Source organism: Micromonospora sp. M42 (genome assembly GCF_000568915.1).
Taxonomy (GTDB): domain Bacteria; phylum Actinomycetota; class Actinomycetes; order Mycobacteriales; family Micromonosporaceae; genus Micromonospora; species Micromonospora chalcea.
This window is the reverse complement of the sequence record NZ_KK037233.1, coordinates 2,373,743-2,391,027: the sequence shown is the minus strand read 5'-3', so window position 1 is coordinate 2,391,027 and position 17,285 is coordinate 2,373,743. Positions and strand designations below refer to the sequence as shown.

Genomic DNA, 17,285 nt, shown 5'->3' with positions numbered 1-17,285 from the left:
AGCATGCGCGCGATGATCAGTGTTTTCGATCTTTTCAGTGTCGGTATCGGGCCGTCCAGCTCGCACACGGTCGGGCCGATGCGGGCGGCTCGTACGTTCGTGGCGGGCCTGAAGGCTGACGGGCAGCTGGCTGACGTGGCGCGGGTACGGGCGGAGCTGTTCGGCTCGCTCGGCGCGACCGGTCACGGGCATGGCAGTGACCGGGCGGTGCTGTTGGGGCTGGAGGGCGAGGTTCCGGAGACCGTCGACACCGACTCGGTGGGGCCGCGGGTGGAGCGGATCCGCACCCAGCGGCGGCTGGACCTGTTCGGCAGTCAGGGGGTCGACTTCGACCCGGACGCGGATCTGGTGTTGCATCGTCGGCGGTCGTTGCCGTATCACCCGAACGGGATGACGTTCGCGGCGTACGACGTGGCCGGGAACGAGGTGCGGACGCGCACGTACTACTCGGTGGGTGGCGGGTTCGTGGTGGACGAGGCGGCCGCCGGGGCGGACCGGATCAAGGCGGACAGCACCCGTGTGAAGCACCCCTTCCTCACCGGCGCGGAACTGCTGACCGTCACCTCGGAGACGGGTCTGTCGATCAGTGAGGTGATGCTCGCCAACGAGGTGTCCTGGCGTAGCGAGGCGGACGTGCGGGCGGGGTTGCTGGAGATCTGGCGGGTGATGCGCGAGTGCGTGGAGAACGGCTGCACGCGTGACGGCGTACTGCCGGGTGGGTTGAAGGTCCGGCGGCGCGCGGCGGAGCTGCGGCGCGGCCTGGAGGCGGAGACCGGCGCCCAGGACCCGCTGCGCGCGATGGACTGGGTGACGTTGTTCGCGCTGGCTGTCAACGAGGAGAACGCGGCGGGCGGGCGGGTGGTCACCGCGCCGACGAACGGGGCTGCCGGGATCATCCCGGCGGTGCTGCACTACTACACCCGGTTCGTGCCGGGCGCGTCCGAGGAGGGGGTGGTGCGGTTCCTGCTGGCGGCGGGCGCGATCGGTGTGTTGTTCAAGGAGAACGCGTCGATCTCGGGTGCGGAGGTGGGCTGTCAGGGTGAGGTGGGTTCGGCGTGTTCGATGGCGGCGGCCGGGCTGGCCGAGGCGTTGGGCGGTACGCCGGAGCAGGTGGAGAACGCCGCCGAGATCGGCATGGAGCACAACCTGGGGCTGACCTGCGATCCGGTGGGTGGCCTGGTGCAGATTCCGTGCATCGAGCGCAACGCGGTGGCGAGCATCAAGGCGATCACCGCGGCCCGGTTGGCGTTGCGGGGCGACGGGGTGCACCATGTGTCGTTGGACAAGGTCATCAAGACCATGCGGGAGACCGGCGCGGACATGAAGGTCAAGTACAAGGAGACCGCGCGGGGCGGGCTCGCCGTCAACGTCATCGAATGCTGAGGGCACCTCCGCGCCGGCCGTGATTCGCCGTGCGCGAGATCAGTCGTCGCCGGCGAGGTCGGCAAGCGTGATCGGCTGCATCAGCGTACGAGACGCATGTCCCTGAAGATCCACCGAACTCACCAGCCGTCCCGCTTCTCGGGCGGTGAGGCATGCTGTGGCGTAACCACATGTTCGCCCCTGGCACCAGCCCATGCCAGCGCGGGTCAACAGCTTCGTGCCCCGGGCATCGCCCGCGGACAGTTCACGCACCGCCTGTCGAACAGCGCCTGCCGACACCTCCTCGCACCGACAGACGAGCGTCTGGTCGTCACACAGGTCGGGCCAGAACGCCGGCACGGGATGAACCGCGTGCAGAGCCGCCGCGAAACGACGCAGTCGACGCCGGATCCGTAGCAGCCGGCTGCGCTCACCCGCACGCAGCGGCTCCGCACGACCGAGAGACCGGGCGATCGCGTCCCCGGCGAGGTGCCCTTCCACGAGCGCCAGCTTCGCCCCGCCGACGCCGGTCACCTCGCCCGCTGCATACACGCCCGGTACCGAGGTCGCTTGATCCGGCCCGATCCTCACCACGAGACTGCCGTCGCGGTCCATGAATGTCTCGCATCCCAGGGCGACAGCCACCTCCACCTGCGGGGTGAAACCGAAGCCGACGGCGAGACCGTCGCAGCCGACGTGTCTCTCGCTGCCGGGCACCACCGAGCCCAGCGGGCTGATCGCCGCCACCGTCACCCCGGTCAGCTGCTCGTCGCCGTGCGCGGCCACCACAGCCGTACGCCGCCGATACGGCACCCGACGACGCAGCATGCGCCAGCCGTACCGGCCTGCCTCGGTCAACTTGCTCGCTGCGCCGAGAACCGCACCGACATGCCGTGCGTACCGGACAGGGTCGTTCGCCTCGTACACGCCGACCACCGTGGCGCCGGCGTCGGCCAAGCCGGTCGCGACCGGCAACAGAAACGGTCCGGTACCCCCGACGACGACGCGTCGCGCGAACACCACCCCTTGACCCTTCAGCAGGGCCTGAGCTCCACCTGCGGTGACCACCCCCGGCAGATCCCAACCTGGAAAAGGGACAACCCGGTCATGAGCTCCGGTGGCGATGACGAGTCGCCGGCCGTACACGACCGTGGAGTGCGTGTGGACGGCGAACTGCGGACCGACGTCGTCCGGGCGAGACTCGACGAACCACAGTGCCGCGTCGGGGTGGTGATGGAGCTGGTCGAACCGTGCGCGCAGACCGGCGAACACCGCCCAGTCCGTGTGGCTGTGGGCATCCGCTCCGGATCGGTGCCGCCAGTACTGTCCGCCGGGACGCGGCCCGGCATCCAGGACGGCCACCCGGCAGCCGGCATCGGCCGCCGTGACCGCCGCGGCCAGACCGGCCGGTCCTGCACCGATCACCACCAGGTCGTACGTGCTCATGTCCTCTCCCGCCGCTCGTCCTGAGGTTCGATCACGTCACCGCTGCGGGCGACCACCAGACAGGCCCGCTGCGACGGCACACCGTTGACCGTGACGAGACAGTCGAAGCACACGCCGATGCCGCAGAAGACCCCCCGGGGTCGCCCTTCGACGCGTGTGCTCCGCCAGGATCGGATCCCGGCGGCCAGAAGAGCCGCGGCTACGCTCTGCCGCCCGTCGTGAGGGATCGAGCGGCCGTCAAAGGTGAACATGGTGACGCTCCGGTGCGAACGGTCGTAGATCTACATGCGGGCGGCGGTCGGTCAGCAGTGCCGCGATGGCGTGCCCGGTCGCCGGGGCGAGGCCGATACCGGCGCCCTCGTGGCCGGTGGCATGGTAGAGCCCCGGCACGTTCTTGTCCGCGCCGATGATCGGCAGGTGGTCCGGACTGTACGGCCGGAAACCCCGGTAGGCGCGGATCGCGGAGACGCCGGCCAGGATCGGGAACAGGCGTATCGCAGCCGCTGCGAGCCCTCTGAGCGCCGGCAGAGACATGGCCGGGTCGAAGCCGACATGCTCCCGGCTGGACCCGATCAGGATCGTGCCGGCGCGAGTCCCCTCCACCACCGGGGAGATCTCCAGCCCAGCGGTGCTGCGCTCGACGTTCGCAACGTAGCCGGCGGCGTAGACCTTGTGCCGCACGAGCTCTGGCAGCGGCTGGGTGACCAGGACGAAGCCACGTCGAGGCAGGATCGGCAGTTCGACGCCCGCCAACGCGGCGACTCTGCCAGCCCATACGCCGGCGGCGTTCACCACCCTGGTCGTTGACAGCACGCCATGATCAGTCCGCACAGCTCGAATCCCCCTGGTGCCGTCCCGGAGCAGGCCGACGACGCAGGTGCCGGTCAGTACCGTTGCCCGGGCCGCACGGAGCAGGTGTGCGGCGGCGAGCATGGGCTGGACCTGCATGTCCTGGGGATAGTGCACCGCACCGACGAGATGGGGGGACAGGTGCGGCTCGTAGCCGGGCAACTCATGCGAGGCGACGGCGTGCGCCTCGACGCCCGCAGCACGCTGGCGGTCCGCGAACGCCGCCAGCGTGTCGTGCTCTGTCGCCGAGGCCGCCACCACCAGTCCGCCCTTACGCTCCAGTTCGATCTGCGCATCGCCCACCGTCTCGCCCAGTTCGCGCCACAGCGCGACGGAATGAAGCGCCAGGCTGAGTTCCGGTCCGGGTGATTTGTCGGACAGGAGGATGTTGCCTTCGCCGGCCCCGGTGGTGCCGGACGCGACGCCCGCCCGGTCCACCACTGTCACCGTCAGGCCGGCCCGGGCGGCGTAGTAGGCGCAGGCGGCACCGGTCATCCCGGCGCCTATCACCACCACGTCGGCGCCGGCGTCGATCACGACGACACCCGGTGCATCCATGCCTCGATCTCGTCGGGACGTCGAGGTAGCCCGGAGGAGAGGACTCGACAGCCGTTGTCGGTGACGAGAACGTCCTCCTCGATCCGAATCCCGATTCCGCGCAGCTCAGCCGGAACCAACTCGTCGTCAGGCTGGAAGTAGAGGCCGGGCTCGACAGTGAGAACCTGGCCGGCAGCCAGCCGTCCGTGCAGGTAGCTGTCAGCGCGGGCAGCCGCGCAGTCGTGGACGTCCAGACCGAGCATGTGGCCTGATCCACACAGCGTCCACCGCCGGTAGAGCCCAGACTCCTCGGTCAAGGCGCGTTCCGGCGACACAGGCAGCACGCCCAGGTCGGCGAGGCCGTACGCCAGCACGGTCATCGCCGCCTGATGGAACGCACGCCAGTCGGCGCCCGGCTTGAGGCAGTCCAGAGCTGCGTCGTTCGCCTTCAGGCACAACTCGTAAAGATCGCGTTGCAGCGGACTGAACCGGCCGGACACCGGTAGAACCCGAGTGATGTCTGCCGTGTAGAGCGACCTCGTCTCGGCACCGGCGTCGAGCAGCAGCAGGTCCCCGTCGCGGACCGCGCCGTCGTTGTCGATCCAGTGCAAGGTGGCGGCGTGCGCACCGGCAGCCACGATCGAGTGGTATCCGACGTCGTTGCCCTCCAGGCGGGCTCGCTGCCAGAACACCCCCTCCAGGTAACGCTCGGACGTACGCTTCGCCATCGGCAAGGCACGCACCATGTCCTCGAAACCGCGGGTGGTGATGGCTACCGCCTCTTCCAGCTGGCCGATCTCCCAGTCGTCCTTGACCAGCCGCATCTCATCCAGTACCGCGGCGAACTCCAGGTCGCCCGGCCCCGCGGCGTCGGCCGTCAGCCCATCCACGTGCACGTCGACTCCACGCAGCACGCGGGTCGGAACGCCCCGCCCGGACAGAACCGATTCCAGCTCGGCCAGATGACGGGTCGTCACAGCCAGCCGCCGACGGCTCTCTCCCAAGGTGGGCCGGCGTCCGGCCCACAGTTCCCCGTACATCCGGTCACGGAAGAACTCGGGCGTGCTCCGGTCGGATCGGGGGCGAAGATAGAGCATCTCCTCGCCGTCCGGCTCGATGACCAGGACCCCGTCTGAGGACTGGTCGCCGGTCAGCCAGACATAGGCAGAATGCGGGCGGAACCGATAGTGCTGGTCGTTGGAACGCCTCTTGAAGCTTCCGGCCGGGACGACGAGCCGTTCCCCGGAGAAACGGCCGTGCAGCTGTCTCCGGCGTGCCGCGGCCCAGCCGGCGACCTCGTCGACCTGTGTGACGTACTGCTCGCTGTCCGCCCACCCGGAGAGCATGAACTTCTCCAGCGCGGGGCTGACCGGCAGATCATGACTACCGGTGTGCAGGTCGACCCGTTTCATGCGGCCTCCTCGGCGGGATTGGGTGGGGGAGTGCAGAGGGTGATGGTGCGCAACGAGGTGTAGAAGTCCAGTGCGGCTGTGCCCTGTTCTCGAGGGCCCTGGCTGGACGCCTTCTCCCCGCCGAACGGCGCATGGAAATCGACTCCGGTAGTGGGCGTGTTGACCCGGATGAGACCGGTGTCGACGGCCCGGACCACCTCGAACAACCGGCCGATGTCGCGGCCGTGGACGGACGTCACCAGCCCGTACCGAACATGGTTGACCAGAGCGGCCGCGGCGGGCAGGTCCGGCACGGTGAAGATGCTGGCCAGCGGGCCGAACGTCTCCTCGCACGCGACCGGATGGCCGGGGTCGACCGAATCGAGCAGCACCGGCGCCACATAGAGGCCGTCACCCGGGGACGTGAGACGGGTGAGAACCCGGCCTCCTGCCGCGCGGGCTGCCGCGACGCCGTCCAGAACTCGACGGCGCGCGGCGTCGGTGATGACGGGACCGACTGCGACGCCGGCATCGGCCGGGTCGCCGACGCGTAGCCCCGCCACCGCGGCCACCAGGGCTTCGGTGAGCGCGGTGGCATCGCCCACCACGATGATCCGCCGGGTCGCGGTGCACTTCTGGCCCGCATATCCCATGGCGGCACCTGCCAGCATCGTGGCAGTGGTGGCAGGGTCGGCGTCCGGCAGCACGACCGCGGCGTTCTGTCCGCCCATCTCCGCCTGAACCGGCAGCCCGGCGCGAACGGCGGCGGCGGCGACACCCCTGCCGACCGTCGCGGAGCCGGTGAAGGACACGACGTCAGCCGCTTCGACGACGGCCTGTCCGGTGTCCGCCCCTCCCGGCACGACATGGAGCAGATCGTCGGGCAGCAGCCCGTCGAACAGGCCCGCCACCAACTCGCCGCAAGCCAGCGCCTCGGGTGACGGCTTGAGCAGCACTCCGTTACCAGTGGCGAGGGCCGGTGCGGCCTTCCACAGGGGGATGGCCAGTGGAAAGTTCCACGGCGTGATCAGACCGGCCACGCCCCGCGGCCGACGTTCGGTGAACAGCAGTCCCGGCTGATTCGCCGGCAGCGTCGGCGCCAGCAGGTCGCCGATCGCCGCGAAGCAGGACTGTGCGTAGTAGTCGAGGATCGCAGCGGCCCGGCTGACCTCGGCGTTCGCCTCCACGACCGGCTTGCCCACCTCACGGACGATCAGGGAAGCCGCTTCACCGGCCCGAGCCCGCAGCCGGTCCGCCGCCCCGCTCAGGGCAGCGGCGCGGCCGGAGGGATCCCGACGGCGCCAGGCGTCCTGCGCGACACGGACCGAATCGGCGAGCTTCCGCACCCCATCAGGAGTGACCGGGGCACGCTCCGCGACTACATCGTCCGGCTTCTGAGGAGAACGGCTCTGAATGAGACTCACAACATGAATCCCGCCGGGAAAGGATCCTCGGGGTCGAGGAAGAACTGGGCGGTACCGGTAAGCCACGCCCGCCCGGTAACTGTCGGCACCACCGCGGGCCGACCGGCGACGGTGGTCGTATCGACCAGCCGACCGGAGAACCGGCTGCCGATGATGGACTCGTTGACGAATTCTTGTCCGAGGGGGAGCAACCCGCGGGCGTGGAGCTGCGCCATCCTCGCCGACGTGCCGGTCCCGCAAGGGGATCGGTCGAACCAGCCGGGATGGATGGCCATGGCGTGGCGTGACAACCGGGCGGTCGCCCCCTCCGCCGTCAGGTAGACGTGGTGGCATCCGGCGATGTGCGGCTGTTCGGGGTGCACTGGCCGGGCGGTGTCGTTCACGCCTCTCATGACACTGAGGCCCACCTCCAGCAGCCGTTGTTTGTCCGTGCGATCCAGTCGCAGGCCCAGCTCCGGCAGGTCGACGATCGCATAGAAGTTGCCGCCGAACGCGAGGTCGTAACGGACGTGGCCGTAGCCGGGGACGTCGACCAGCGCGTCCTGTTCCACCAGGAAGGAAGGAACGTTCTGGATGGTGACAGCGGTGGCGCGGCCCTGCTCGATCTTGACAGACGCCACCACCAGTCCGGCCGGCGTATCGAGGCGGATCGTGGTCACCGGCTCGGTGACCGGCACCATCCCGGTCTCTGCCAGTACGGTAGCCACACCGATCGCACCGTGTCCGCACATCGGCAGGCACCCCGACACCTCGATGAAGACCACACCGACATCGGCGTCCGGGCGGGTGGGCGGCTGGAGGATCGCACCCGACATGGCGGAGTGCCCGCGCGGCTCGTACATCAGAAACGTGCGCAGGTCATCGCGGTGGTTCGTCAGGTACTCCCGACGTTGCGCCATGGTGTCGCCCGGCAGGAGCGGCGCGCCTCCGGTCACCACCCGGGTGGGCATTCCCTCCGTGTGGGAGTCGACGACGTGAATGACGCGGCTGCTGCGCATCAGCGGTGCCCTGCCGCGAGCAGCCGTTCGGTCGTGGCACGGATGACCTCGGCGTCGGCGGGGGCCAGTGGCTGGCGCGGCTGGCGCGTGAAGCCACCGGGACGACCGGCGACATCCATGGAAAGCTTGATCGCCTGAACGAACTCAGTGCGCGAATCCCAACGGAGCAGCGGATGCAGTGCCCGGTAGAGGAGGACGGCCGTCCTGAGATCACCCGCCGTCGCGGCCTCGTAAAGACGAACGCAGCTCGCCGGAATGGCGTTCTGGTAACCGCCAATCCACCCCACCGCGCCCGCGATCAGGAATTCGAGCGCGACGTCGTCCGCGCCGGCGAGGATGTCGAGACCAGGCGCCGTCTCGGCGATCTGGTACGCCCGGCGGGCGTCGCCGCTGAACTCCTTGACCGCGACGATCAAACCTTCGTCGTGTAGACGCCGCAGCAGGTCGGGTGTCAGGTCCACCCTCGTGTCCATCGGATTGTTGTAGGCGACGATCGGTAGACCTGCCTTCGCCACCTCGCGGTAGTGGGCCAGCACTGCTGCCTCGTCAGCGCGGTACGTCGTCGGTGGCAGCAACATGACGGCCGGGCAGCCTTCCTCCGCAGCCTGCTCGGTCCAGCGCCGTGCCTCGTCGGCACCGTAGGCCGAGACGCCTGGTACGACGGCGAACCCATCAGGGGCGGCTTGCACCGCCGTTCGCACCACCGAAGCCCGTTCCTCGCTGCTGAGCGCCTGGTATTCACCGAGGGAACCGTTGGGGACAACGCCATGGCAGCCGTTGTCAGCGAGCCACCCGACATGTGCAGCGTAAGCATCGAAATCGATGCCCTGGTCGGCGTGGAACGGTAGAGCGGTCGCTACGAGAACCCCACGCCACGGCGCCATTTCCATGCGGCCTCCATCGGTAATATGTTACACAGCACCATAGTGGCTGCGCCCGCCCCGTCAAGAGGTGCAATCGGCCCGCCCCTGGCACGTTCGAGGTCAGTCGATGACGTGCTGAGGGCGTGACCGCATGCGATGGCGGGCCGGCTGCTGCCGGCGAGCACAGTAGGTGTGGCCCGAGGTGCCATGCTGGCGGTCGGGGGCGGCAGCATGGCATGTCGGACGTGCTAACAGAGCACGTTGGTCCTAGTCTTCACGACGGGCCGCCCAGATGCCTCGGACGTGCCGCAAGTGGTGCTGCATCAGGCCGACCACGGCCTCACGGTCACCCCCGGCGATGAGCTCGATCAACTCGAGATGCTCGTTCGCGGAGTCGACCAGCCCTCCACTCTCCACCAGCGCGTCGAGGCCGTACAAACGGGTGTGATTGCGCAGGTCGGCAACCGTCTCGACCAGCCGTTGATTCCCGGCGGCACGCAACAGTGTCAGGTGGAAGGCGTTGTCCGATTCGATGTACGCCACCAGGTCCCCACGTCCGGCAGCAGAAACGATGTTGTCCGCCAACCTCCGCAGTTCCCGCACCTGCGGTTCCGACAGTCTGCCTGTCTGGTCGGCCACCACCGGAATCTCGAGAAGCTCCCGAATCTGAGTGATCTCGTCCAGATCCCGCTCGCTGAGGGCCTTGACGCGGAATCCCTTGTTCTTGACGATCGAGACCAAGCCCTCCTTGGCCAGGTCGAGGATCGCTTCGCGAACCGGCGTGGGCGAGACGCCGAAGCGTCCGGCCAGCATCGGGACGGAGTAGGTCGAATCCGGCCTCAAGCTGCCAGCCACGATAGCCGCGCGCAGGGCGTGCGCTACGTCCTCGCGTAGGCTCTGCCGACTCTGAAGCGGGTTCAGGTCCAGCGTGGATGCGGCAGCGCTCGCATCGCCAGCCCGCTGGTTGCCTTTCACAGTTGCATCCGCTCCGGTCCCGTCGAGCCAACCCTGAGAACAAGCCGCCCGGGGCCCGCCCTTCATCCCTGCTGACGGCGGCCCTGTCTCTGAGCGCCACCGTCAACCACCGCGCCGATCTCGGAGCCTACCCAGTGGGTATCGCCTCGACATCTACCGGGCGACAGCCGGTGGGTCGCAGCCTGCTACGCGACGGCGTGGCCGGATCGATCAGCTCGCCGGAGGGCCTTTGTCGTAGTCGAGGCGTTGTTGGGGGGCGATTGGCGGCGGGATGACGCGGGCGGGTTTCGGCGCTGGAGGAAGTACCGTTCGCCGGGCCCGGGGCACACCCGGGGCACAAGACGGCGTGAAGCCTCGCCGACCAGCGACCAACGATGTGAGGCCGCGACGTGGCGCGGCCAGCGCGTCGAGCGGACCAGCGCAGGTGAAGTGGACGTACGTCTAGGTGGAGCCATCACGAGGGCTCCGGACAGCATGCCGGTGTGTTCGGGGTTATGCGGCCGCACGCAGCTCGGTAGCGTTGGTGCCACGGCGGCTAAGAGGCCGGTGGCGCATCCCGCGCTATGAGGAGGTCCGGGATGGAATCCTTGCCGGAGTTGACCTTCGGTCAGCGGTTGAAGGTCTACCGGGAGCGGTCCGGGAAGACTCGCGCGGTGCTGGGTGGGCTGGTCGGTCGTAGTGCCGAGTGGGTCAAGGCGGTGGAGACCGATCGGATCCTGCCTCCGCGCATTCACATGCTGGATCGCATCGCGCGTGCGCTCAAGGTCGACGTGTCTGCTCTGGCCGGCGAGCTGAGCGACCGGTCGGCTGTGGTGAACGGGCCGGAACACCCGGCGCTGGCGTCGGTGCGGGACGCCGTGAACCGCGTCGTGCTCGCCGACGATGCTGAGCCGGAGTCGTTGGTCGGTTTGCGTGAGCGGCTTGCGGTGGCGTGGCGGGCGCGTCATCAGGCGTCGGATCACCGGACGGTGCTCGGTGGGCTGCTGCCGAGACTTCTGCACGACGTGCAGCGCGCCGCGCTGCTGTATGAGGGCGTTGAGCGTCGGCATGCACAGTCGCTGTTGGCGGAGACGTTCGGGCTGACGCAGATGTTCCTTGCGTACCAGCCGGCTGCCGAGTTGTTGTGGCGGGTCGCGGACCGGGCGATGGTGGCGGCGCAGGATTCCGGTGACCCGGAGGCGGTGGCCCTCGCGGCATGGTTCCTGTGTCAGGTGCATCGGGACGCGGGGGACTGGGACACCGCCATGGCGGTAACGCACGACGTCCTGTCGGCTCTGGAGCCGAGGGCGGTCGACGGGGGCACGAATCTGCTGGCGTTGTGGGGTGCGCTCAACTTCGAAGCCGCCTACACCGCCGCGCGTGCCGGTGAGGAAGGCCGGGCGTGGCGGTACAGGGATCGGGCGGACCGGGTGGCGCAGCGTCTGCCGGAGGGCTTCTATCAGCCGCAGACGTCGTTCTCCCGGGTCATCATGGGCGCCCATGCGGTGACGGTGGCGGTGGAGTTGCAGAAGTCCGGTGAGGCGGTGCGGCAGGCGCGCCGCCACGACTCGGCGGCTATCCCGTCGAGACCGCGCCGGGCACGCCATCTCATCGAGGTGGCGCGGGCGCACTACGGCAAGGACGACAAGGAAGCGGCCGTGACGACGCTGCGGCAGGCGTACGAGTGGGCCCCGGAGACGATCCGCTTCAACGGGTACGCCCGCCAGATCACGTTGGACCTGCTCGACGGCCCACGCTCCAGCCGTGATGACGCCCGTGACCTCGCGGTCAAGGTCGGGTTGCTCTCGTGATCCAGGGGTAGGAACCCTACCCATTTCGCTCCGCGACTGACCGTAGCGTCCTGCTTACGGGATGCGGCGGGCGGTGCGGGTATCGCCTGGTCGCCGCGTCCCCCTCAGATTCGGGGGCAGGAGACCGCCCTCGTTCGTGAGCGAGGGAGGGTCCGTGCGGCGCGTCTCGTATGACGAATACCTTTCTGCCACCGCGCTGACTCTTGCTCGCAGGCACCGGCCGGTGTGGTCGTGGCGGCTCTGGCGGCGCATCTGCCGCTGCGGGTCCGACCTGCCCTGCCGCGCTCGGCACCGGATACCGATCAATCGTGGCCACTGGCCACAGGAGGGCGAGCGGTGACCGGCGGGCAGGAACAGGCGATCCTCGCGGTACACATTCCAGGGCTCGACGGCATGTGTGCCGGGTGCCGGGCGTGGTGGGCGCGGCTGACTCCGTACCCCTGTTGGCAGGTGGAATGGGCGACCAGCCGGCAGGCGCGGGCGATCACGGCGCGCTTCCTGGAGGGTGTGCGGTGACGACCCACGGCCCGGTCATGCCGGTCTGGAGCTGCGGAGGCTGCGACCTGCCCTGGCCATGCCCAACCCGGAAGCGGGAGTTGTGCGCGGAGTATTCGGGCGCTCCGATGTCGCTGGCACTCTACCTCGGTGCCTACCTCGTCCAGGCCACCGAGGACATGCCGTGGACGCCGGCGGGCGTGCTGCACCGCCGTTTCCTCGGCTGGACCAGGGAAAGCGGCAACCTCATGCCGGTAGTGCAGCAGCGAGGTGCAGCAACCGTGCCAGCCGAACCCGGTCGAGACAAACCCTCACCAGGCCCCTTGACCTCGCGTCGAGCCTGATCCGGCCGGCCTTTCGCCCGCCGCCGACAGTTCACACCGAAGAGGGCACCGCGCCCGCCCGGAACTCCGAATCGAACTAGCGTCTCGGCTCAGCCATGAACCTCTATCCCTCAAGCTCTGGCCTCCACGCTACGAGGGGAACCGCAATGAGGTTCCGCCCGGAAGGCGGGGACCGGGTGCAGCGCCGCGCGCCGGGCCAACATGGCCCGGTTCGCCAGGTGATTTGGACGCTTTCGCCCGCTTTGTCTGGTTTGAGATCTATCGTGTCCCTTGCGTGACAGCCCAGCCGGGTCATCCCGTTCGCACGGCGATTCCACGACGGCACCAGCCGGCCGGACCGCCACCGCACGGCTGTCACCGGCCCCAGGCCAGCCCACAGCGTCGCACGAGGAGGACACGTTGTTTGGATCGACAAGATTGACATCGGGCGGATCGAGCAGCCCGGGAAGGCGTCGCAAGCTCAAGGCCGTCCTGGCCGGAGGGCTCGCCCTCGGCGTCGGCGCGACGATCTCCCTCGCCGCCTGGAACGACTCGGAGTACGCCACGGGAACGTTCACCGCCGGCTCCTTCAGCATCGAGGGCAGCACGGACGACACCACCTACGCGGAGCACTCCACGTCCGGCACGGCGGCGGCGCTGGCCTTCAGCACCGGCTTCGACAACATCAGCCCCGGCGACGTGGTCGCGGCACCGTTCGCCGTCCGCCTGACCGCAGCCACCACGTATGACGCGACAGTCACGGTGGCCTCGGCCACTCCCGACCTGCCCGCCTTCACCGGGCTCACCTACGGGATCGCGACCGTGCCGACCTTCGCGGACTGCAGCGCGACCCCCACGAGCCCGACCTGGATCGTGGCGCAGGGCACGGCGCTCGACTCGGTGGCCGGCGCGGTGCCGTTCAACCTGACGCAGGGCACTCCTCCCACGACGCCTGGCGCTCCGGCGTACCTGTGCTTCGTCGTGACGGCGGACGCCGCTCTGGTGCAGGGCTCGTCGGTCACGGAGACCTGGCAGCTCCTCGCCGAGTCCGTGTAGGTGGCAGCCGTGGTCAACCGCCGGATGCCGGCCGGATCACCACGGCTCCTCCGGACCCGTGCCGTACTCGCTGCCGCCCTCGTCCTCGGCGTGGGCACGACGTCCACGCTCGCGGCGTGGACCGACAGCGAGTACGGCACCGGGTCGTTCACCGCAAGCGTCTTCGGTACCGAGTCGCAGACCGCGTCCAGTGCCTGGGCAAGCCACAATCCGGTGGGAAACGCCGCGACACTGGCGTTCAACGCGACCGCGATGTCCCCCACGGACTCGTCGTACGCCTGGATCGACATCCGCACGACCACGATGACGAATGTCGACGGTACGGTCGCGCTGACGAGCTCCTCGGACAGCTCCGGGGCCCTGCTTCCGGTGCTCGAATACCGCGCGGTACGCACCCCGGACACCGGTAGCGCCTGTTCCGCCACCGCCTTCACCGGTTCGCCGACGTGGATCGCCGGCCCCGGCTACCTGGACGTCACCTCGGTTCCCGGCTCACCGGTGTCGTCCGTCCTCACCACTCCCGACGGCGCGACGCCAGAGGTGCGGTTCTGCTTCGAGGTGCGGATCGAGGCCGGCGCAGACAACTCGTACCAGGGCACGAGCGCCACCGTCACCTGGGAATTCACCGCCACATCTACGTAAGGGTCCTGCACATGATGAGACGAGCACGTCGAGGGCGAGGCGTCATCGCCCGCGTCGGAGACCTGGCGCTGACCCTGCTCGCCGTCGGCGGGACGGTGTGCGTCGTCCTCGTCCCGCTGGCGTTCTTCTTCGACATCTCACTCATCCTGTTCAAGACCGGATCGATGAGCCCCACCATTCCCGCCGGGTCGCTGGCGGTGGTGCGTGAGATCCCCGCGTCCGAGGTCGAGGTGGGCGACGTGGTCACCGTCGACCGCACGCCGCTTCCACCGATCACCCACCGGGTCGTTCAGATCGCCGACGGTGGCGGGCCCACCCGTCTGCTCACCCTGCGCGGGGACGCGAACGACTCCAACGACTCCGCGCCGTACGCGGTGACCCGCGTACGGCTCGTCACCTGGTCGGTGCCCGGGCTCGGGTACACGGTGCGGGCCGTGTCGAACCCGTACGCGACCAGTGCGATCACGGTCGGGACCGCCGTGATCGTCACCTGGGCGTTCTGGCCGCGCGCCACGGAACCGCCGACCCGGCGGCGTACGGCGTGGCGCCGACGGCGAACAGGCCCTCCGACGCCTGACGAGGCGGGAACAGGTCCCGAGGCCGGCGCCCCGCCGGGCCGGACAGCGGCGCACGTCGAATCGACCGCCCGGCGGTTCTTCGTCATGGTGGCCGTGCTGCCGGGCGTCGCCGCCGCGGTCCTGGCCACGCCCGGTCAGGCACGGGCAGAACCGACTGAGGACGTCATCCGGGGCAGGTACCTCACCCTGATATCGATCCGCGACGAGGCCCGCATGACATCGATGACACCGAAGGAGCCGGTGCCGTGGCAGGTGGGCGTCACCGCGCACGCCCCGCACCCGGGCACGGTGACAATCACGCTGTCGGCGCTGGGCCCGCTCGTGGTCTCGCCGAACGGACTCCAGGTCATGGCCGCCGTCTGCGCCATCCGCTGGGTGAACGGCGCCTGTCCCGGCGGGCGGGGAGAGCAGGTTCTCGCCGAGGGCCCCGCCACCAGACTGGCCGAACGCCCGGTCCCCATCAGCACGATGCGCTCCGACGAACAGCGTTGGGTACTCGTCACCGCGAGCCTGCTCCCGAACTCCACGGCCGCGGGCTCGGCCGACCTGATCCTCACGGCGACCGGGCTCGGCGACAAGGCGGCGACAGGCGGCAAGGTCGACACGCTGCCACGCACCGGCACCGACCTGCGGACGCCGATGCTCGCCGGTGCGGGCGCCCTGCTCGTCGGTCTGCTGCTCGTGGGCACCACGCGCAGGAACCGGATCAGGCAGGAACAGCCGTGAGGCGCGTAGGGATCCCCGCTACGCCGAGCGGGCGACGTAAGAGCCGCGCCCGGCGACGCCGGCTCGCGGGTGTCCTCGCCCTCTCGCTCTGGATCCATGTCATGGCGCTCGCACCTGCCCAGTCGACGCTGGCCGCCTGGAACGACACCGAGTACGGCAGCACTGCCCTCGCCGCCGGCACGGTCGACCCACCGACCGACCTGGCGTGCACGGCGGGCCAGCTCACCCCGCCCACCTTCACCTGGAACCTGCCCGCCGGTGGCCTGGCCCGCAGTGGCTTCACCTGGTCCCTGAGCGACGGCTTCTCCGGAGGCGGCACTCTCGGCCCCAACGACACCTCGATCGTCGTTCCCGGCGCGCTGCTGGCTGTCGGCACCGGCACCTTCACTCTGTACGCGAACGGCCCTGGCGGCTGGACGTCGGCGCCGGTCACCGGTTCGCTCGGCATGCTGACGGATGAGCTCTACTTCTGCAGCGTCCCTTAGTGGTGGACGTAGGCAGGGGGAGCCGATCCGCAGTCGGCGGCTACAGCCACCTGGTGCCGATCTCGTTGAGGTCCGGGGTGCTGAAGGAGTAGAGCAACTCCATGGCGTGCTCGCCGCCGGTGGTGATGGCGTGGGCGACACCGGCGGGGATGTACATCGCGGTGCCCGGGCCCGCCTCGAATTCCTCGTCGGCCACTCGGAACAGCGCGGTGCCGGACAGCACGTAGTAGAACTCGGCCGAGTCGGCGTGCAGGTGCAGCGGGTGGGTCATCCTGGGCTCCATGCGGTAGACCCCATTGAGGAACTCGCAGTCCGGGTCGCCGGTGAGCTGCCGGTCGACGAGGCGATGCACCAGCCCTTCGTCGTCGGTGTTGTGGTTGAGGCTGGAGATCAGCTCGTAGGCGAGTTCGTCGCGGTGCACGACGAACGCCGGGCGTACGGCGCCCGCCCCGGCGTCCCCGGCGGCGATCCGGCGTCCACGGCCGGGCAATGCCGTCACCGCTCGGCGTCCACGCTTGTCGCCCCGAGGGGGATCTGTGGGCTGGTCAGCGGTCCGTGATGCTTGGACAGGCAAATGGCCTCCCAGCCGGTCACCACGCCGTGGATGACGCCCGGCTCCCAGCACAGGTACTCACCGGCACGGTAGACGTGCTCCGGGTCGGTGGCGCACCAGCCGCCGAGGAAGAAGATCTCCTCGGTGCTGTGGTGGAACTCCAACGCGGTCTTGGCGAAGTTGCGTGGCAGGACGAACAGGATGGTGTCCTTGCCGGTCTCCTCCACCTTGCGCAACCGGATGCACTGCGTGGGCACATCGAGGTCGCCGTGACTGCTGGTGTCGGTCACTCCCGCGAAAGCCTCCTGGACGGGTCGCCAGTTGGCCGGGTCGAACAGGTCGACGGTCTCTCCGAGCGGTTTCGACGGCGGGGGTCGTTCGTCAGTGCGGACCTCGAACGGCGAGTCCGTCCAGAAGATCAACGTGGCGCCTTCGGTCGAGGAGACCGGGCCGATCTCGGTGCCGGAGGGCAGGAAGAGGTAGTGCCCGCGCCGGCACTGGCGTCCGGCGATGCTCAGGTCGCCGTCGCGGACCAGGAGTTCGATGTCGGCGCTGTTCCAGTGCTCGGGCATCTGCCAGCCGGGTGGAACGTCGACGACGAGCGTCTGCGCGCCGGTCTCCGGGTCGGCGTTGATCTGCCGCACGAGTAGGCCGAAGGGCAGGCCCGATGCCCGCCACACCCGCTGGGGTACCTGTTCGATGGTGACCCGTCGCTTGCCGGAATGAGCCATGGCGACCTCCTTCAGGTTGCGCCAGACTGTATGTAATCTGGCGCAGCTCGTCTAGGGCGTC

The 17,285-nt window shown here is 69.3% G+C and carries 18 protein-coding genes; 8 read left to right on the top strand and 10 right to left on the bottom strand.

From position 1 onward, the window contains the following. Window positions 1–12: 12 nt before the first annotated feature. A complete protein-coding gene (locus MCBG_RS10800) occupies window positions 13–1,383 on the top strand; it encodes an L-serine ammonia-lyase (RefSeq protein ID WP_043330461.1) in 1,371 nt (456 codons plus the stop codon). A 39-nt stretch (window positions 1,384–1,422) separates the two neighbouring features. Here the strand turns inward: MCBG_RS10800 and MCBG_RS10795 are convergent, their stop codons facing one another. The 8 genes from MCBG_RS10795 to MCBG_RS10765 form a co-directional block, all read right to left on the bottom strand. Continuing rightward, on the bottom strand, window positions 1,423–2,808 hold the full coding sequence (locus tag MCBG_RS10795) for an FAD/NAD(P)-dependent oxidoreductase (RefSeq protein ID WP_043325426.1): 1,386 nt from the start codon (window positions 2,806–2,808) through the stop codon (window positions 1,423–1,425). Beyond that, window positions 2,805–3,059, bottom strand: a complete 255-nt coding sequence (locus tag MCBG_RS31660) for a (2Fe-2S)-binding protein (RefSeq protein WP_073827198.1) — start codon at window positions 3,057–3,059, stop codon at window positions 2,805–2,807. The genes MCBG_RS10795 and MCBG_RS31660 overlap by 4 nt, the downstream gene beginning before the upstream one ends. Then, window positions 3,046–4,215 carry an NAD(P)/FAD-dependent oxidoreductase gene (locus MCBG_RS10790; protein ID WP_051611144.1) on the bottom strand — a complete coding sequence of 390 codons (1,170 nt, stop codon included), beginning with the start codon at window positions 4,213–4,215 and terminating at the stop codon, window positions 3,046–3,048. The genes MCBG_RS31660 and MCBG_RS10790 overlap by 14 nt, the downstream gene beginning before the upstream one ends. Further along, window positions 4,191–5,606, bottom strand: coding sequence for an aminopeptidase P family protein (locus tag MCBG_RS10785; protein WP_043325422.1), 1,416 nt, complete (start codon window positions 5,604–5,606; stop codon window positions 4,191–4,193). The genes MCBG_RS10790 and MCBG_RS10785 overlap by 25 nt, the downstream gene beginning before the upstream one ends. Continuing rightward, window positions 5,603–7,009: an aldehyde dehydrogenase family protein gene (locus MCBG_RS10780; protein WP_043325421.1), complete on the bottom strand. Its 1,407-nt coding sequence runs from the start codon at window positions 7,007–7,009 to the stop codon at window positions 5,603–5,605. Before MCBG_RS10780 ends, MCBG_RS10785 begins: the two co-directional genes overlap by 4 nt. Then, the gene (locus MCBG_RS10775) at window positions 7,006–8,007 is read right to left on the bottom strand and encodes a proline racemase family protein (RefSeq protein WP_043325420.1); all 1,002 of its coding nucleotides are present in this window, start codon (window positions 8,005–8,007) and stop codon (window positions 7,006–7,008) included. Before MCBG_RS10775 ends, MCBG_RS10780 begins: the two co-directional genes overlap by 4 nt. After that, the gene (locus tag MCBG_RS10770; protein WP_043325419.1) at window positions 8,007–8,897 is read right to left on the bottom strand and encodes a dihydrodipicolinate synthase family protein; all 891 of its coding nucleotides are present in this window, start codon (window positions 8,895–8,897) and stop codon (window positions 8,007–8,009) included. Before MCBG_RS10770 ends, MCBG_RS10775 begins: the two co-directional genes overlap by 1 nt. A gap of 240 nt (window positions 8,898–9,137) precedes the next feature. Next, window positions 9,138–9,845, bottom strand: a complete 708-nt coding sequence (locus tag MCBG_RS10765) for a GntR family transcriptional regulator (RefSeq protein ID WP_084789489.1) — start codon at window positions 9,843–9,845, stop codon at window positions 9,138–9,140. A gap of 578 nt (window positions 9,846–10,423) precedes the next feature. Between MCBG_RS10765 and MCBG_RS10760 the strand changes: the two genes are divergently transcribed. From MCBG_RS10760 to MCBG_RS10735, 7 genes are all read left to right on the top strand, one after another. Beyond that, the gene (locus MCBG_RS10760) at window positions 10,424–11,635 is read left to right on the top strand and encodes a helix-turn-helix domain-containing protein (RefSeq protein ID WP_043325416.1); all 1,212 of its coding nucleotides are present in this window, start codon (window positions 10,424–10,426) and stop codon (window positions 11,633–11,635) included. Between the two features lie 177 nt (window positions 11,636–11,812). Beyond that, window positions 11,813–12,151 carry a hypothetical protein gene (locus tag MCBG_RS35145; protein WP_073827202.1) on the top strand — a complete coding sequence of 113 codons (339 nt, stop codon included), beginning with the start codon at window positions 11,813–11,815 and terminating at the stop codon, window positions 12,149–12,151. Further along, a complete protein-coding gene (locus MCBG_RS35140) occupies window positions 12,148–12,474 on the top strand; it encodes a hypothetical protein (RefSeq protein ID WP_073827203.1) in 327 nt (108 codons plus the stop codon). Before MCBG_RS35145 ends, MCBG_RS35140 begins: the two co-directional genes overlap by 4 nt. A gap of 417 nt (window positions 12,475–12,891) precedes the next feature. Next, window positions 12,892–13,509 carry a SipW-dependent-type signal peptide-containing protein gene (locus MCBG_RS10750; RefSeq protein WP_043325414.1) on the top strand — a complete coding sequence of 206 codons (618 nt, stop codon included), beginning with the start codon at window positions 12,892–12,894 and terminating at the stop codon, window positions 13,507–13,509. 24 nt (window positions 13,510–13,533) lie between these two features. Further along, window positions 13,534–14,151: a SipW-dependent-type signal peptide-containing protein gene (locus MCBG_RS10745; RefSeq protein ID WP_073827761.1), complete on the top strand. Its 618-nt coding sequence runs from the start codon at window positions 13,534–13,536 to the stop codon at window positions 14,149–14,151. Between the two features lie 11 nt (window positions 14,152–14,162). Then, complete coding sequence (locus tag MCBG_RS31645) at window positions 14,163–15,455, top strand: signal peptidase I (protein WP_084789487.1); 1,293 nt, start codon at window positions 14,163–14,165, stop codon at window positions 15,453–15,455. Between the two features lie 101 nt (window positions 15,456–15,556). Beyond that, window positions 15,557–15,940, top strand: a complete 384-nt coding sequence (locus MCBG_RS10735) for a hypothetical protein (protein ID WP_043325412.1) — start codon at window positions 15,557–15,559, stop codon at window positions 15,938–15,940. A 40-nt stretch (window positions 15,941–15,980) separates the two neighbouring features. Here MCBG_RS10735 and MCBG_RS31145 read toward each other — a convergent pair whose 3' ends face one another. Continuing rightward, window positions 15,981–16,439 carry a dimethylsulfonioproprionate lyase family protein gene (locus MCBG_RS31145; protein WP_140946248.1) on the bottom strand — a complete coding sequence of 153 codons (459 nt, stop codon included), beginning with the start codon at window positions 16,437–16,439 and terminating at the stop codon, window positions 15,981–15,983. After that, complete coding sequence (locus MCBG_RS10725; RefSeq protein ID WP_043325411.1) at window positions 16,436–17,224, bottom strand: cupin domain-containing protein; 789 nt, start codon at window positions 17,222–17,224, stop codon at window positions 16,436–16,438. Before MCBG_RS10725 ends, MCBG_RS31145 begins: the two co-directional genes overlap by 4 nt. Between the last annotated feature and the right edge of the window lie 61 nt (window positions 17,225–17,285).

What these genes read in the sequence shown, in the direction of transcription:
- MCBG_RS10760 (WP_043325416.1), top strand. Translation starts at nt 10,424, where the DNA reads ATGGAATCCTTGCCGGAGTTGACCTTCGGTCAGCGGTTGAAGGTCTAC.
- MCBG_RS10775 (WP_043325420.1), bottom strand. Translation starts at nt 8,007, where the DNA reads ATGCGCAGCAGCCGCGTCATTCACGTCGTCGACTCCCACACGGAGGGA.
- MCBG_RS10785 (WP_043325422.1), bottom strand. Translation starts at nt 5,606, where the DNA reads ATGAAACGGGTCGACCTGCACACCGGTAGTCATGATCTGCCGGTCAGC.
- MCBG_RS10770 (WP_043325419.1), bottom strand. Translation starts at nt 8,897, where the DNA reads ATGGAAATGGCGCCGTGGCGTGGGGTTCTCGTAGCGACCGCTCTACCG.
- MCBG_RS10790 (WP_051611144.1), bottom strand. Translation starts at nt 4,215, where the DNA reads ATGGATGCACCGGGTGTCGTCGTGATCGACGCCGGCGCCGACGTGGTG.
- MCBG_RS10725 (WP_043325411.1), bottom strand. Translation starts at nt 17,224, where the DNA reads ATGGCTCATTCCGGCAAGCGACGGGTCACCATCGAACAGGTACCCCAG.
- MCBG_RS10800 (WP_043330461.1), top strand. Translation starts at nt 13, where the DNA reads ATGATCAGTGTTTTCGATCTTTTCAGTGTCGGTATCGGGCCGTCCAGC.
- MCBG_RS10745 (WP_073827761.1), top strand. Translation starts at nt 13,534, where the DNA reads ATGCCGGCCGGATCACCACGGCTCCTCCGGACCCGTGCCGTACTCGCT.
- MCBG_RS10735 (WP_043325412.1), top strand. Translation starts at nt 15,557, where the DNA reads ATGGCGCTCGCACCTGCCCAGTCGACGCTGGCCGCCTGGAACGACACC.
- MCBG_RS31645 (WP_084789487.1), top strand. Translation starts at nt 14,163, where the DNA reads ATGATGAGACGAGCACGTCGAGGGCGAGGCGTCATCGCCCGCGTCGGA.
- MCBG_RS31660 (WP_073827198.1), bottom strand. Translation starts at nt 3,059, where the DNA reads ATGTTCACCTTTGACGGCCGCTCGATCCCTCACGACGGGCGGCAGAGC.
- MCBG_RS10795 (WP_043325426.1), bottom strand. Translation starts at nt 2,808, where the DNA reads ATGAGCACGTACGACCTGGTGGTGATCGGTGCAGGACCGGCCGGTCTG.